The organism is Chitinophaga sp. 05T412, from assembly GCF_056396465.1.
Window position 1 is genome coordinate 74,892 of record NZ_JBFTLN010000009.1, and the last position, 15,405, is coordinate 90,296.

Genomic DNA, 15,405 nt, shown 5'->3' on the forward strand with positions numbered 1-15,405 from the left:
AAACCCGGAGGCGTTATAAATTTTTATCCCGCTTTTTCAATATATTTGATTCCTGTTCGTCTACCTCTATATAATCAAGCTATATCCGAAAAATGCAACATGAAAACGAGCTGGGAGCCTCCTCACCCAAACAACCCATTAAGCTGGCATCCCTGAGAAAAACATTCCGCCTGTTCCGTTATGTAAAACCTTACTGGCCCGAATTTGCACTAGGCTTACTTTTCCTCCTCATCTCCAGTTTAGCCGGATTGGCGTTTCCCAAACTGTTGGGCAACCTGGTAGATCCTGGCAGCAATGTAAACCTGATGAATGGCCTCAATAAAGCCGGCGTAATGCTGGTGGCCGTGTTAGTAGGACAAGCCATCTTTTCCTTTTTCCGTATAATATTATTTGTTAATGTAACAGAGAAGACCCTGGCCACCCTTCGCCAAACCATTTACAGTCACCTGATCCGCCTTCCCATGAAATTTTTTCTCGAAAGAAGGGTAGGTGAATTGAGCAGCCGTATATCGTCGGACATTTCCTTATTGCAGGAGACCTTTACCACCACCCTGGCAGAATTTATCCGGCAAATGATCATCATTGTTGGGGGCGTAGTCATTTTGCTGATTACTTCGCCCAAGCTCACCGCCTTTATGCTGGCCATTTTGCCGGTGATGATGGTGGCGGCTGTGTTCTTTGGGAAATTTATCCGCCGCTTCTCCAAACAGGTACAGGAGCAGGTAGCAGCTTCCAATACGGTGGTAGAAGAAACCTTACAGGGTATTTTGAACGTGAAAGCGTTTGCCAACGAGTTTTTTGAAATCGCCCGGTACCGGCAACGCACCAACGAAGCTGCCCGCATCGGTATGAAAAGCGGCAAGTATCGTGGCGCCTTTTCATCGTTCATCATCATGGGTATTTTTGGCGCGCTGGTAGCCGTTATCTGGAGAGGCGTTTCCATGGGTATGCCTACTTCGTCGCTATTATCCTTTGTATTGTATTCCCTGTTTATAGGTGGCTCCATTGCCGGACTCGCAGAGGTATATACCAACCTGCAAAAGAGTATTGGCGCTACGGAGCACCTGCTGGAAATCCTGGATGAACCAGAAGAAGCGATATCGCCGGTTGCGGAAATTGCACCGGAAAATCAGCTGGATGGTCAGATCAGCTTCCGTAATATCTCTTTTCATTACCCGTCCCGTCCGGATCTTACCATCATGAACAACGTATCGTTTGATGTATACGCTGATCAGAAAATAGCCCTGGTGGGGCCCAGTGGCGCCGGTAAAAGTACTATTGTATCCTTACTGTTACGGCTATACGATCCTGTAAGCGGTAGTATCCTGTTCGATGGAAAGGAAAGTACGGCGTTCCCTTTATCAGAATTGCGCGCTCAGATGGCCGTAGTGCCGCAGGACGTATTTCTTTTCGGTGGTACCATTGGTGAAAACATTGCCTATGGTAAGCCCGGCGCCTCTGTAGCAGAAATGGAGGCCGCTGCCAAACAGGCCAATGCCTGGGAATTCATACAGCGGTTCCCGTTAGGGCTAGAGACCGTAGTGGGAGAACGCGGCATCCAGCTTTCTGGCGGACAACGGCAACGCATCGCTATAGCCAGAGCCGTACTGAAAAATCCGCGGATACTCATTCTCGATGAAGCCACATCTGCGCTGGATTCTGAGTCCGAGCGACTGGTACAGGATGCATTGGATAAACTCATGGAAGGACGCACCTCTATTGTGATTGCACACCGGTTGGCCACCATCCGCGAAGCAGATAAAATCATTGTGCTGGATAAAGGACATATTGTGGAAGAAGGTACGCACAGTGAATTAATAGGACTGGATGGATTGTACAGAAGCTTGAGTGATATGCAGTTTAGCAGCTAAGCGGATTTTGTCTGTGGGCAGGATTAAACTGATTATACTGATTTCCTGATATTATTTTTGATTTTGTAAGATTTAAAAAGATAAGGGGAGATATAAGCATATACTTATATCTCCCCTTATCTTTTTAAATCAAAAAAGTAAAAATCAGTATAATCAGTTTAATCCTGCCCACAGACAAAATTCGCTCACATATACGGTTTCATCTCCTCGTCAATATCTTTCCGCAGGTCCATCAGTTTTTTCGCATAACCTTCCATCTGTATTTCATTGTCGGTGTGCGGAATCCATTTGGGTACTGAAATGGTTTTACCGGTATCGTCTACCGCGGCGAAAACCATGACACAGTGGGTGGTTTTGGTTTTCTGTTGTTGTCGTGGATTGCCTGCAAATACATCAATGGAAATATGCATGCTGGTGTTACCGGTATAAATGATGCTGGCGTTGATTTCTACCAGGTCGCCGATAGCGATAGGTTTGAAAAAGCGGATGCCTCCCACATATACGGTGACGGCGTAATTTCCGCTCCAATTGGCCGCACAGGTATAACCTGCCTGGTCAATCCATTTCATAACCGAGCCTCCATGTACTTTTCCGCCGAAATTTACGTCAGAAGGCTCGGCCAGGAAACGAAGGGTGATCGTGTGATAAATAGAGTCCATAACTGTTGTTTACGAACTACAAATTACGAATTAATAGCCATCACCGCCCCCCATATCGCCGTTGTTCTCTTTGGACTTATTATTTTTCCGTTTGAACAGATTCATATCCATTTTGCCAAAACGCCAGGTGGCATTCAATCTCAGCTCACGGGAAAGTCGTTTACGATAGTTTTCCTGCTCTGAAAAAGAGGTAGTGGTATAAGACAGGTTACGATCTGTATTGAAGATATCGTTAATACCGAGGGAAATGGACAAGGCTTTATTTTTCAGCATGTCTTTCTTAACCGCGGCATCCATAGACCATTTCGGTTCCCTTTCTCCCTGTGGTAAAATTTGTTTAGACTCATACTCTGCACTTACCTGGAACGTGAGATTCCATGGAAGTTTGGTGTTACTGTTTAACTTACCGAACCAGGTAATACCCTGGTTAGATAAATTGTTACCATTGGTACCGGTAGCATCAATTTTGGTTTGCGCCAGGTTGATGTTGGTAGTCAGGTCCCAGATTTTTGTGAGCTGACTTCTCAGCGTAAACTCCGCGCCATAAGAGTTCCGGGTGCTCGCATTGATAGGATAGGAGAGCAGTACATGCTGCGACTGTCCATTCAATTGCAAGGTGGTATCTACATAAAAATCAGTAATAGCATTGGTGGTATTACGATAGTATAAAGATACCAGCAGGTTGTGTTTATGTGCAAAGTCTTTCAGGTACGACAGCTCAAAAGAATTGGTAAACTCTGGTTTCAGATCCGGATTACCGGTGCTGGCGCTTTGTCCGCTGTAGTCGATGGTAGGTAACAGATCCCGGAACCATGGGCGGCGTATGCGGCGGCTGTAGTTCAGCTGTACTTCATGATCTCCTTTAAATTTCTGCGAGAGGAATATGCTGGGGAAAAGGCTTACCGGGTAGCTGATCTTATAGGAAGATTTTTCGCCCAGTCTTGTTTCTCCGTCATAATTAGATTGCTCCGCGCGTAAACCTACCTGGTAGCCGAAGTTATCTTTGGCGCCGGTATAGCTTACATAGCCCGCATTAATTTGTTCCTGGTAGTGGTAGTTATTGGAGAGGGCAGAATCCAGGGTGAAATCACCTGAAGGATAGTTCTGTCCGTAGGTATTTGTGAAGTTATCAAATCGACGGGTATTGCTGCGCAGCCCCATTTCAATTTTTGATTTTTCGGTCAGCGGCCTTACGTAATCTATCTGAGCGGTGAGATAGGTAGTTTTCCCTTCACCGCTACCATTGCGCAACTCCGGCTTTTTAGGATCATAAATCGGTTTGCCGGCCAGGTCGTGGTACTGGAGGGAGAATCCGGAACTGTTGTCGCCGGTGGCGTGGTTATACGTAAAATCAGCGGTCAGTTCTTCGCCTTCTTTTGCAAACGTATGCTTATATCCCAATTGGGTAGTGTAGTTACGGAAACCATTCAAGGTGTTGTCAATACCCGTAGCATAGCGTACTTTCTGGCGATTGGCATCCAGTTCATTGACGGTTTGTTCATTGTATTTATTGAAATTACCTCCGGTAATATTCTCTGAAATAGTAATGGTGTTGCGGTTATCGATGAACCAATCGAACCCGATGCGGCCTGTCTGGAATTTGCGATAGAAGTCGCCATCTTCCAGCTGTTCGGTATAGGTAGTAGTATCTTTACCTATATTTTTTCTGAACAGGCGGCTGGTCATAGGTGATTTACGATTACGGACATTGTAGTTGATGAAGAAGTTAAATTTTTCCTGGCGGAGGTTGAAGTCCACGCCACCGTTGGTGCTGCCGAGGGAAGAGGCGCCCGCATTAACAGATCCGTTGATACCTGCCTTTTTATTCTTTTTGAGTACGATATTTAAAATACCACTCATGCCTTCCGCGTCATATTTGGCGGAGGGGTTGGTGACCACTTCAATATTCTGAATGGCATCCGCCGGGATCTGATCCAGCGTCAGTGTAGACGGGCGCCCATCAATGAAGATGGTAGGCGTACCATTACGAACGGTCACGTTGCCATCGATGTCCACATTAACAGAAGGTACCTGTTTTAATACGTCTGTCGCGGTACCACCAATGCTCGACAAATTCTTATCTACGTTAAATACTCTTTTATCGATGGCCATAGTGAAGGCCGGCTTTTCGCCAACTACATTCACGGCAGCGAGTGATTTGACATTCGCTTTCAGCTTGATATTCCCCGCATCCAGGCTGGTTGTTTTAGCAGAAAGGGTAGCTGATTTATAGATCGTTTCGTAGCCAATGAAATTAATCTTGAGAATATATTTACTCAGCGCAATGTTTTCGAAACTGAAGTCTCCGTTAGTTTTGGAGAGCATACCGGTTTGCACAGACGAATCCGGACGGAGCAATGCCACAGATGCGTACTCAATAGGTTTGCCGGTTTGTGCGTCGAGCAGTTTACCATAAATGATTCCGGTGCTGGCCGAGGGGGCCTTGCCTCCTCCTCCTGGGTGTTGCGCCATAGTGGTAGAACAACATAACAATAGCCAGCCTGTAATTAGCGATACAATTTTTCTCATAATAGCTTCCAACAATTTATAGCGGGAGTAAAATTAGTTTTTATGTAGCAGGAAATGCCTTTTTTTGGGATGAAAGGTTGAATGGAATCCTCTACAGTCCGCTGTTTCAACTACAGAATTGAGCAGAATTGTTTGTGGTGGCAGGTTATGGAGTACGTGCGGAAAAAATACCCAATTGTTAATTAGTGTTAAGCTGGTTGTATATCCGGTGTAACGGCATGGACGCCAATATGAAGCATACGTTAAATTTTGTGGATAAAAAAGGGGCCAATACAAGTTTATCTTTTCCATTGTAACGGAGAGCAACGTATCTTTACAGCCCGCTGTTGCGTTATTTTAATTTTTTTATATGCATAAGGATTACCGACCGGACTGGGATATTTATACGTGTCATATTGAAGAAAGTCCAGCAGTAATAGGCCTTGACCTTGATCTGAGACGATTTGCGCCATTAAAGGAAAAGCCGAATGCCATATATATAACCGTGTATCTGAATCATCCACGTGAAGACGGATTTCCGCAAAACGATGAATTTGCCATCATGGGTGAAATTGAGGATAGTTTGGTAGAACAGCTACAAACTAAACTGGATGCGCATTTCGTTGGCCGTACTTTTTCCAATGGCGTACGTGATTTTTATTTCTATGCAGGCACTACTTTGCTGCATGATAAATTCATCGCGGATGCCATGATTGATTTCCCGAATTACCGCTATGACTATGGGGTGAAGGAAGATAATAACTGGGAATTATATTTCGATTACCTCTTTCCTGATGTATATGAATTTCAGCGTATACAAAACAGGAAAGTATTGCGCATGCTCCAACAGCATGGTGACGTTCCGGAAAAAGAACGCCCAATAGAACACTGGATACACTTCAGAACAGAAGAAGATAAAGTGGCTTACTGGGAACATATTAAAGAAAATGGCTTTACACTGGCCAGAGAAGATAAAACCGATAACCCGGAGTTCCCGTATAAATTATGTATTTCCCGCCCGGACAAAGCCAGCGAATCCATTATTGATAGCGTGGTGATGAGTCTCTGGGAACTGGCTCAACAGGTAAATGCTGAGTACGATGGTTGGGAAACCAGTATCGTAAAATAGCAGTTAGCTTTTAGCAGTTAGCTTTTAGTAAATGCAGCGAAGATAAACACTACCTGTTCTTCGCTGCATTTATTAAAAGCTATTTTTTTAACATGCCTGCAAGCAATGATATTGCAAACAGTATGAGGAAAATAAAGAACAATATTTTAGCGATACCAGCGGCGCTGGCTGCAATCCCACCAAAGCCGAAAATAGCAGCAATAATCGCTACGATAAAGAAAATAAGTGCCCAACGTAACATAAGCAATGCTTTTAAGGTGAACAATGTGAACAGCAATTGACGGTTAGTTATTTGTAACTTTCCTGTTGATTGTTCGTTCAATTAGCATTCCAGTTTTATTCGTTCAGGCGGCATTAGGTGTTTTAACTAAAAGCTATTGCTGTTGTACAATAATTGCTGTAGTTGCAATTTCATTTTTTTTCGATATAATTGTTGCCTGCTGCTAGCCTTGATGAACGATCTCAAAATATGGCCTACAATAACTGTCTTATGCTGGTTGATTAGCCTGCATTGTCCCGCGTTTGTATACGCCAGGGGGCAGCAGTTCCCGCACGCGGGAGATACGATCCCTCATAAGACGGGAGGTGGTTTGTTTAAAAAGATCGGGGAATACCGCGATTCTATCCGGAATAAAGACTATCGTCATACGCTGATTAAGCGCATTACCAAACAGGACGAACCCGCTCGCTCCAATGACAATGATAGTACGATCATTAAAAGTGAGGCATATTTTACCCCATTTGCGGGCAAAGTGATCAGAAATATCTACTATAGAAAGGTAAAGGTATTTGGTCCCAGCAATATCAATGATACCACCTTCACCTCCAGCATGAAATTAATTCATCTGGCTAACCGCCTGCATTATGACTCCAGGGAATGGGTCATCCGGCAATCGTTGTTTTTCAGGGAGGATCAAATGTTAGATCCTTTTGAGATGGCAGATAATGAGCGTTACCTGCGTAACAGGCCATTCATTCAGGATGCCCGGTTGTATGTGCGGAATTTGAGCGGTGACTCACTGGATGTGGAAGTAGTGACCAAAGACCTCTTTGAATACGGTGTAGATTTATCGCAGTTCAGCGCCACAGATATTCGCGCCAGTGTATCCAATAACGATTTGTTTGGTGCAGGCCAGGGACTCAAAGTGGGGATGCAATGGCGATCGGACTATTCTCCCACCTGGAATACCGAGGTACGCTATACGAAATATAACGTGTTTGGATCATTCATAGATATGAGTTTAGGCTATACCACGCTGAATAACTATGCCCAGCTGGATACGAATGCCTTTGAAGGAGCCGTTTTTATTAACTTCAACCGGCCTTTGTATCGCAATGCTGCCAAACTGGTAGGAGGGTTGTCTCTGTCTAAAAACTGGTCTATCAATATCAGGGGCGCCTTGCCCGCACCAGGTGACACCGCCTTCCGGGAATATAATTATTCGACGATAGATGGCTGGATAGGCTATAACTTTATCAATAACTATAAGCACGACGGTACCATTGGCCGAAAGCCCAATTTCGCCGTGCTGGCCAGGCACTATAATTTATCTTTCCAGCGAAAGCCGGACCAGGAGCGGTATAAGGATGACCCTATCTACAATAATCACCGTTTGTATCTTCTCGAGTTGCAAGCCTATCGGATTGATTATTTCAAAGCGCATTATTTCTTCGGCTTTGGCCGTACGGAAGATATTCCCCTGGGGTACAATGTCAGCGCCACCAGCGGATGGGAAAGCTGGAAGGGCCGGCGACGGCTGTATACAGGGATGGAAGCACAGAAATTCTGGATTACCCGGCATCAGGGGCTTTTCAATACGACTATCGGACTGGGTACTTACTGGCTGAGATCTACCACCGAAGATGCGGTTATGCATGCCAGACTGGAATATTACAGTCGCCTGATCAATATCCGTAAATCCCGGTTCCGGCAGTTTTTCAATGTCGATTATCTCAATAGTCCTGATCCTTTTTTTAATAAGCCGCTTAACATCAATATGGAATTCGGCATATGGGGCTACAAGAATACGAAGCTGAACGGTTTTCAACGTTTGAATCTCGGATCAGAAACGGTGTATTATAGTCCGCTTAAATTGCTCGGTTTTAAATTTAACTTCTTTACTTCCCTGCAGGGTTCTATGATCACTAATAATAGCGACGACCTGTTACGCAATCCCATGTATCTGGGTATTGGCGGTGGTTTCCGGATACGTAATGAAAACCTTTCCCTGAATACCATTAAAGTATCAGGTTATTATTATCCCAATGCACCACTCCCTATGAAGAAGTTAATGCTGGAAATCACCACCATCGTGGATTTCCGGTTCGATGTTTCTGCCCTGCGCGCACCTTCTGTGTTGAATTTCCGGTAAGCGAAACTTCCGTATTTTTAGGGTACTAAATTGATGGGTCATGGAATGGAAGAATGAATTTACCCGTACCCTTGGCATCACGTATCCGTTGATACAGGCGCCGATGTTAGGGATTACCACCCCTGCGATGGTAGCCGCAGTGAGTAATAGTGGAGGACTGGGATCTTTAGCGGTGGGCGGATTGCCCCCTGAAAAAGTAACCGCCCTGATTCGTGAGGTGAAAGCGCTGACACAACAGCCATTTGCGGTGAACCTGTTTACCTATGAGCCACCGGTTAACCCAGATCGTAAGGCGTTTGATGATATGCAGGAATTCCTGCATGGCCTTTTGAGGACCAATGGGATGACTGCTGCTCCCGTGATTTTTGAGGAGGCGCCTGTTTACTCCTGGCGCGACCAGCTACCAGTCCTKATTTCAGCCGGTATTAAATATGTGAGTTTTACTTTCGGCATGCCGGATGCAGCAGGGATTGCACTACTGAAGCAGCACCAGATATATTTGATGGGAACGGCCACGAGTGTGAAAGAAGCGGAAGCGTTGAACGCAGCAGGGGTGGATGCTATCGTTGCGCAGGGTATAGAAGCAGGTGGGCACCGGGGTTCCTTTTTGTCGGGAGAATTACCTCAGATCGGTACGATGGCCTTATTGCCGCAAGTAGTGGATCGTGTACGCATTCCCGTTATTGCTGCGGGTGGTATTGTGGATGGTCGCGGTGTAACAGCTGCAAAGACATTGGGCGCCAGCGCCGTACAAACCGGTAGTATTTACCTGCGGGCGCATGAAAGCGCCGCTGCGCCGGCATATAAAACAACACTGGCAGGTATAACGGAGACGGATACACTGCTTACCCGCGCGTTTTCCGGCCGCTGGGCCAGGATAGTTCGTAATACCCTGATCACGGAAGTGGAGGCTTCGGGATTGCCCGTGAATGAATATCCCTATCAGAATATACTTACACAGCCGATTCGCAAGGTAGCGCAGGAGCTGGGTAATGCTGCATTTATCGCTATGTGGGCCGGACAGGCAGCCGGAAAAGCCCGGGCCTGGAGTACTGCAGATATTTTTGCAGAACTGGTGCGTGAAACGTCGTTATTGTTGGCCTAGTAATCAATGCGGGTAAAAATCCCCGGGTAATCTTTCACGAGGTAGTGATCGTCGAAGGGAATCACTGCCGTGAAATCATTAGAGAGGTTATCGTATTGGTATTCGTGCGCACCCAGTTTGGTATAGCGCTGTTGTACCTGCTGTAATTCAAAATCGGGCAAATTGATATAAAGCATGTCGAGTACCTTGCTTTCGCCGGGTTCAAAAGACAGCCGTCTTACCGGCAACGTATTGGTAAAAGGCGTCAGCGAAATATCGATATCTATACAATTATCAAAAGCATCAATGTGGTTATTGTCTTTATCAAACCAATGCCCGTGCAGGTCTGAGGTGAGTCTTAGCTCCGTAGGGGCAATGCCCAGTTGCCGTATGTGAAAAGAAGACACCTGCCAGGTGGGGGTGATGCTTATTTCATAATGAATACAAAAAGGGCTGGTTGCTTTTACCCCATTTATACAGCCGCTGGCCAGCCAGCCATGTGTATTTTCCACCAGGGTGAAGTATTCTGTAGCGGTCCATTTTTCTGCCTGCCATATGATCGGATTCATGCACTATTGTTTTATCGTCGAAGTTTTTATTTTAATGATCACCAGCTTGGAGGTGGGGGTATTACTTTTGTCAGCTACGCTGTCTACCGGCACCAGCACATTGGTTTCCGGAAAATAGGTGGCCGTGCACTTTTCCGGAATAGAAAAGGATACAATAATGAAACCTTGTGCTACCCGCTCCGTTTGTCCGTGATAGTTATACAGGTCAACTACATCACCTGGGTGAAAGCCCGCCGCTGCTATGTCTGCGGGGTTCATAAATATTACTCTTCTTTCATGGTATACGCCGCGATAACGGTCGTCTAGTCCATAAATAGTAGTATTAAACTGATCGTGGCTACGGATGGTCATCATCATGTATTCATCGATGGCCAACGGTGTGGTAAGCACCGGTGCTACATGAAAATTGGCTTTTCCTGTGCCGGTATTGAATTGCCCTTTCCTGGCGCCGTTAGGCAAATAAAATCCGCCGGGATGCCGGACCCTTTTGTTGTAATCATCGAAGCCGGGAATGACTTTTTCAATAGCATCGCGTATACGGTCGTAATGCAACGCATAAGTAGTCCATGGAACGCGGGAAGTATCGCCAAACAATGCAGCAGCCAGTTCGCAGACAATAGCTGGTTCGCTTTTTAAATGAGTGGATACTGGCTCCAGGTTTCCTTTCGACATCTGGATCACACCCATAGAATTTTCGCAGGTCACAAATTGCTGTTCGTTTTGCTGCAGGTCTTTATCACTGCGTCCCAGGCAGGGCAGGATGAGCGCTTCTTTGCCGTGTACTACATGGCTCCGGTTTAACTTGGTAGAAACATGTACGGTCAGGTCGCAATTACGCAGCGCCTGTGCGGTATACAGCGTATCGGGTGTAGCCGAAAGGAAGTTGCCACCCATGGCGATAAATACTTTTGCCTGGTGTTGATACATCGCTTTAATGGCATTGACCACATCAAAGCCGTGTGCAGCGGGAGGTTCAAAGCCGTAGACGTCTTTTATTTTTTGGAGGAAAGCGGCGGAGGGCTTTTCATAGATGCCCATGGTCCGATCGCCCTGCACATTACTGTGGCCACGCACAGGGCAGGTGCCTGCGCCAGGCTTGCCTATACTGCCTTTCAGCAGTAACAGGTTCACTACTTCCCGGATAGTATCTACGGCATTTTTATGCTGCGTGAGGCCCATGGCCCAGCAGGCAATGATTTTCTTTTTACGGAACAATGCCTGTGCGGCTTGTTGTATCAGTTCGGGGGCTACGCCGGTTTCGGCCATTAACTGCGACAGGGATTGGGTTTTCAGGTGGGCGATATAATCGCTGTACCCCTGTGTGCTGGCCGCAATGAAGGCCTGGTCAAAAACAGTCCCCGGTGCGCGTTCTTCTTCCTGCAGCAGCAGCAACGACAATGCTTTCAGCAACGCCATATCGCCATTGATTTTTACCTGCAGGAAAATATCGGTGAGGTGTGTTTTTATATGGAGTACTCCTTTAACGGTTTGTGGATTCAGGAAATTCAGTAAACCGGTTTCAGGTAAAGGATTTACGGAGATGATGGTGGCGCCGTTGGCTTTGGCTTTCTGCAGTGCCGTCAACATGCGGGGATGGTTGGTACCTGGATTTTGTCCGAGGATAATGATCACCTCCGCTTCATGTATATCTTCCAAAGTCACCGATCCTTTTCCTATACCCAGTGATTCGCCTAACGCCACACCGCTGGACTCGTGGCACATGTTTGAACAATCCGGAAGATTATTCGTACCATATTCCCGGACCATCAGTTGATACAAAAAAGCAGCTTCGTTACTGGTTCTCCCGGAAGTATAAAAAATGGCTTCATTCGGGGATGCCAGCTGGTGAAGATGCCGGGCAATGAGCTGGTAGGCATTTTCCCAGGAGATGGGTGCATAATGGGTGGCGTCCGGCGCTAAGTACATGGGCTGGGCAATCCGGCCCTTTTTACCTATCTCATAATCCGTTAGCGCCCCCAGTTCTGCAATGCTATGTTGCGTGAAAAATTCCGGGGTGAGTTTTTTGGTAGTGGCTTCCTCCGCCACTGCTTTGGCGCCGTTTTCACAATATTCTGCGATACCGGATCTTTCATCATCGGGATCAGGCCAGGCGCAGCCGGGGCAGTCGAATCCATTTTTCTGATTCAGCATCAGGAGCGCTTTCATACCCCGCAAGGCATTCATCTCTTCCAGGATATGCCGCATGCTGGATACTACGGCGGGAAAGCCGGCAGCCACTGTTTTGGGAGGTCCCAATTTGATGCCGGTAAATCTGACCGGATTTTCTGCACTATCCTTGATCATGCGAGCTATTATTTTCTTCGAAACCAATTCGTTCCGGGTTACTGTAAATGTTGAATCGTTGTTCTTTTAAGAAGCCCAGCAACGTAATATTCCATTGCGTGGCCATTTTTACTGCCATGCTGGAAGGCGCGCCAATGGCGGCTATCACAGGAATACTGGCGGTGGCAGCTTTTTGTATCAGCTCAAATCCTGAGCGTCCGCTTAATAACAGCAAATGATTTTTTAAAGGTAGCCAATGTTGTGCCATTGCTGCACCGATGATTTTATCTACCGCATTGTGGCGGCCAATATCTTCCCGTAACAGGAGCAGGTTGCCGTGCTGATCTACGAGGGCAGCGGCATGCAATCCTCCGGTGGAGTCAAAGAGGGCCTGCTCGTGGCGCAACAGGGACGGCAAGCGAAACAGGAGGCCGGAGGAAAACAGCACGGGACTGTTGTTAACGGCAACGGCTGTATGAATATCGGCGGTGCTTGTTTTACCACAAACTCCGCAGGCTGCAGTAGCGGTAAAGTTGCGGGCCACATTCCCTAAATGGGCCACTATATTAGGTTTTAGGTGTACGGTGGCGATCTGGTTATCCTGCTCCGCAGACAGGTGGATGTCCTGGATAGCTTCCTGACCATTGATAATGCCTTCTGTGAAGAGGAAGCCGGCAGCCAGTTCTTTATCTTCACCAGGTGTGCGCATTGTCACCGATATATTCTGTTGGCGGCGGTTATGGGAAGGCCCATGTACCAGTCTGATTTCGAGTGGTTCTTCTGCGGCCAGGGCATCGCTGGTATCGGTAATACCAGCGGTGGCCACTTTTCTAACGCGGGTATGAACAACTGGGTTCGTCATACCCAAAATTACACTTTCACTATCATCTTACCACTGTTCTTGCCTGAAAATAATCCCAGTAATGCGGTGGGAAGTTCATCGAATCCTTCTACTACCGTTTCAGTATATTTTATTTTTCCTTCTTTCACCCAACCAGCTAATTGTTTTACCCCTTCACCGAAGCGGGTGGCGTAGTTGCCAATGGTGAAACCTTGCATTAAAATACTGCGGGTCACCATAATTGGCTGAATACGTGGGCCTACCGGCACTTCTGTAGAATTATACAAGGCAATCTGGCCGCAGAGTGGTACGCGGGCAAAGAAATTCAGGTGTCGGATGACGGCATCGGAAATATCGCCACCTACGTTGTCGAAATAGATGTCTACCCCATTAGGACAGGCAGCGGCAACGGCGGCATCTATATCCTGATTGCCTTTATAGTCGATGGCGGCATCAAAATTAAAGGTATCCGTAAGCAGCTTTATTTTTTCAGCGCCGCCGGCAATACCTACTGCGCGGCATCCCATGATTTTGGCAATTTGTCCTACTACAATGCCTACTGCACCTGCCGCGCCAGATACGACTACGGTTTCACCAGCTTTAGGTTTGCCGATATCCATCATGCCAAAGTAGGCAGTAAGACCAGGAACACCTAACAAGCCGAGGTAGTAGGTAGGAGGAATGCTATTATCTGTTTTCCGGAGATGACCAGCCGGGAAAATAGCGGCGGTTGCCCAGGGCAGGAAAGGCCTTGGTCCGCTACTCATCACTATCTCTCCTACGGTAAACTGGTCATCCTGGCTTTCTATTACTTCTCCTACACCGGCGCTTTCAATAGGTTCGTCCACCTGGAAGGGAGGGATATAGGAGCGGGCATCGTTCATACGGCCACGCATATACGGATCTACGGAAAAATAGAGCGGCTTAACCAGCACTTCGCCAGGCATCAGCTGGGGCAGGGTCGTTTCTACTGTTTTAAAAGTAGTGGCCGTGGGCATTCCCTGGGGGCGGGCGGCCAGCAGGATCTGTTTTATTTTCATATACAGCAGAGTTTATGCGTAAAAAGACAATGATTAGTTAACAGGTGGCAAAATGCTTTTGTTTAGTAACGGGAAAAGTGGGTGAATACATATGAAAAATGTACATTCGGGGTAAGAAACTTCACCATTTAAATTTAAAATCTACTTATGCGTCTTGATGATGAAGAAATGAGCGACAATGTCGAGAAACGTACTGGTGGCGGTATGCGCACCGTTGGTATCGGCGGCGGCATTGGCGGTATTATCATTATAGTACTGGCCATGCTCTTTAAACAGGACCCACAGCAGGTAATGCAGGCGGTACAACAGGTGCAGGGCCCCGGCCAGTCTACGGAGAAATCCGAGAAGCTGACGAAGGAAAATGCCAGTCCTTTTGAAATGATGGCCGCCAAAGTATTGAACAGCACCGACCGTGTATGGAAGGCGGAATTCCAGCAAAGGAGTAAAACCTATGAAACACCGCGGATGGTATCTTTTCAGAAAGGTACGGAATCTGGTTGTGGTTTCGCGGAATCGGCCATGGGGCCATTCTACTGCCCGGCAGACCATAAGGTGTACCTGGACGTGTCTTTCTTTGATGAGCTGGAGCAGCAGTTTGGGGTGAAGGGCGACTTTTCCAAAGCCTATGTAATTGCGCATGAAGTAGGGCACCACGTGCAGAATCTGCTCGGCATCAGTGGCCGGATGCAGGCGATGCGGTCCCGTTTGAGCGAAAAAGAATACAATAAATTGTCTGTGATGCTGGAACTGCAGGCCGATTTCCTGGCCGGCGTATGGGCTTACAAAGCTAACCAGATCAAGCCTTTCCTGGACCCGGGCGATATTGAATCCGGCCTGAATGCCGCCAGCGCGGTTGGCGACGACCGCCTGCAAAAAGCAGCCACCGGACAAGTAGTACCAGATGCCTTTACACACGGTACCTCTGAACAACGGATGTATTGGTTCAAAAAAGGGTTCCAATCCGGTGATGTGAAGCAGGGAGATACGGGGATTGGCCTTGGTAGCTGGTAAGGGCGGATATTGTCTTTGTATAGGATTAAACTGATTAT

The 15,405-nt window shown here is 47.0% G+C and carries 12 protein-coding genes; 5 read left to right on the forward strand and 7 right to left on the reverse strand.

From position 1 onward, the window contains the following. The first annotated feature begins 92 nt into the window (after positions 1–92). On the forward strand, positions 93–1,871 hold the full coding sequence (locus tag AC1DFM_RS20165; protein ID WP_477078552.1) for an ABC transporter ATP-binding protein: 1,779 nt from the start codon (positions 93–95) through the stop codon (positions 1,869–1,871). 185 nt (positions 1,872–2,056) lie between these two features. On the opposite strand, the gene AC1DFM_RS20170 is transcribed toward AC1DFM_RS20165, so the two are convergent. Further along, the gene (locus tag AC1DFM_RS20170; protein WP_477078553.1) at positions 2,057–2,530 is read right to left on the reverse strand and encodes an acyl-CoA thioesterase; all 474 of its coding nucleotides are present in this window, start codon (positions 2,528–2,530) and stop codon (positions 2,057–2,059) included. Positions 2,531–2,560: 30 nt separating this feature from the next. Then, positions 2,561–5,059 carry a TonB-dependent receptor gene (locus AC1DFM_RS20175; protein WP_477078554.1) on the reverse strand — a complete coding sequence of 833 codons (2,499 nt, stop codon included), beginning with the start codon at positions 5,057–5,059 and terminating at the stop codon, positions 2,561–2,563. 349 nt (positions 5,060–5,408) lie between these two features. On the opposite strand from AC1DFM_RS20175, the gene AC1DFM_RS20180 reads away from it, so the two are divergent. Then, a complete protein-coding gene (locus AC1DFM_RS20180; protein ID WP_477078555.1) occupies positions 5,409–6,167 on the forward strand; it encodes a DUF695 domain-containing protein in 759 nt (252 codons plus the stop codon). Positions 6,168–6,246: 79 nt separating this feature from the next. Here AC1DFM_RS20180 and AC1DFM_RS20185 read toward each other — a convergent pair whose 3' ends face one another. Further along, entirely contained in the window at positions 6,247–6,489 is a 243-nt protein-coding gene (locus AC1DFM_RS20185) for a DUF1328 family protein (protein ID WP_477078556.1), read from the reverse strand. A 268-nt stretch (positions 6,490–6,757) separates the two neighbouring features. Here AC1DFM_RS20185 and AC1DFM_RS20190 point away from each other — a divergent pair, with 268 nt between their 5' ends. Then, entirely contained in the window at positions 6,758–8,539 is a 1,782-nt protein-coding gene (locus AC1DFM_RS20190; protein ID WP_477078557.1) for a hypothetical protein, read from the forward strand. Between the two features lie 40 nt (positions 8,540–8,579). Then, positions 8,580–9,644, forward strand: coding sequence for an NAD(P)H-dependent flavin oxidoreductase (locus AC1DFM_RS20195; RefSeq protein WP_477078558.1), 1,065 nt, complete (start codon positions 8,580–8,582; stop codon positions 9,642–9,644). On the opposite strand, the gene AC1DFM_RS20200 is transcribed toward AC1DFM_RS20195, so the two are convergent. From AC1DFM_RS20200 to AC1DFM_RS20215, 4 genes are read right to left on the reverse strand one after another with little or no spacing between them, the layout of a single operon-like run. Beyond that, entirely contained in the window at positions 9,641–10,192 is a 552-nt protein-coding gene (locus tag AC1DFM_RS20200; RefSeq protein WP_477078559.1) for a putative glycolipid-binding domain-containing protein, read from the reverse strand. The genes AC1DFM_RS20195 and AC1DFM_RS20200 overlap by 4 nt on opposite strands. Positions 10,193–10,195: 3 nt before the next feature. Further along, positions 10,196–12,496 carry an FdhF/YdeP family oxidoreductase gene (locus AC1DFM_RS20205; RefSeq protein WP_477078560.1) on the reverse strand — a complete coding sequence of 767 codons (2,301 nt, stop codon included), beginning with the start codon at positions 12,494–12,496 and terminating at the stop codon, positions 10,196–10,198. Then, a complete protein-coding gene (gene fdhD / locus AC1DFM_RS20210) occupies positions 12,483–13,337 on the reverse strand; it encodes a formate dehydrogenase accessory sulfurtransferase FdhD (RefSeq protein WP_477078561.1) in 855 nt (284 codons plus the stop codon). The genes AC1DFM_RS20205 and fdhD overlap by 14 nt, the downstream gene beginning before the upstream one ends. Before the next feature lie 8 nt (positions 13,338–13,345). Then, entirely contained in the window at positions 13,346–14,356 is a 1,011-nt protein-coding gene (locus AC1DFM_RS20215) for an NADP-dependent oxidoreductase (protein ID WP_477078562.1), read from the reverse strand. Between the two features lie 147 nt (positions 14,357–14,503). Between AC1DFM_RS20215 and ypfJ the strand changes: the two genes are divergently transcribed. After that, the gene (ypfJ, locus tag AC1DFM_RS20220) at positions 14,504–15,367 is read left to right on the forward strand and encodes a KPN_02809 family neutral zinc metallopeptidase (protein WP_477078563.1); all 864 of its coding nucleotides are present in this window, start codon (positions 14,504–14,506) and stop codon (positions 15,365–15,367) included. Positions 15,368–15,405 lie beyond the last annotated feature (38 nt).

Coding starts and splice junctions, on each gene's coding strand:
- AC1DFM_RS20165 (WP_477078552.1), top strand. CDS start 93: ATGCAACATGAAAACGAGCTGGGAGCCTCCTCACCCAAACAACCCATT.
- AC1DFM_RS20170 (WP_477078553.1), bottom strand. CDS start 2,530: ATGGACTCTATTTATCACACGATCACCCTTCGTTTCCTGGCCGAGCCT.
- AC1DFM_RS20175 (WP_477078554.1), bottom strand. CDS start 5,059: ATGAGAAAAATTGTATCGCTAATTACAGGCTGGCTATTGTTATGTTGT.
- AC1DFM_RS20180 (WP_477078555.1), top strand. CDS start 5,409: ATGCATAAGGATTACCGACCGGACTGGGATATTTATACGTGTCATATT.
- AC1DFM_RS20200 (WP_477078559.1), bottom strand. CDS start 10,192: ATGAATCCGATCATATGGCAGGCAGAAAAATGGACCGCTACAGAATAC.
- AC1DFM_RS20205 (WP_477078560.1), bottom strand. CDS start 12,496: ATGATCAAGGATAGTGCAGAAAATCCGGTCAGATTTACCGGCATCAAA.
- fdhD (WP_477078561.1), bottom strand. CDS start 13,337: ATGACGAACCCAGTTGTTCATACCCGCGTTAGAAAAGTGGCCACCGCT.
- AC1DFM_RS20215 (WP_477078562.1), bottom strand. CDS start 14,356: ATGAAAATAAAACAGATCCTGCTGGCCGCCCGCCCCCAGGGAATGCCC.
- ypfJ (WP_477078563.1), top strand. CDS start 14,504: ATGCGTCTTGATGATGAAGAAATGAGCGACAATGTCGAGAAACGTACT.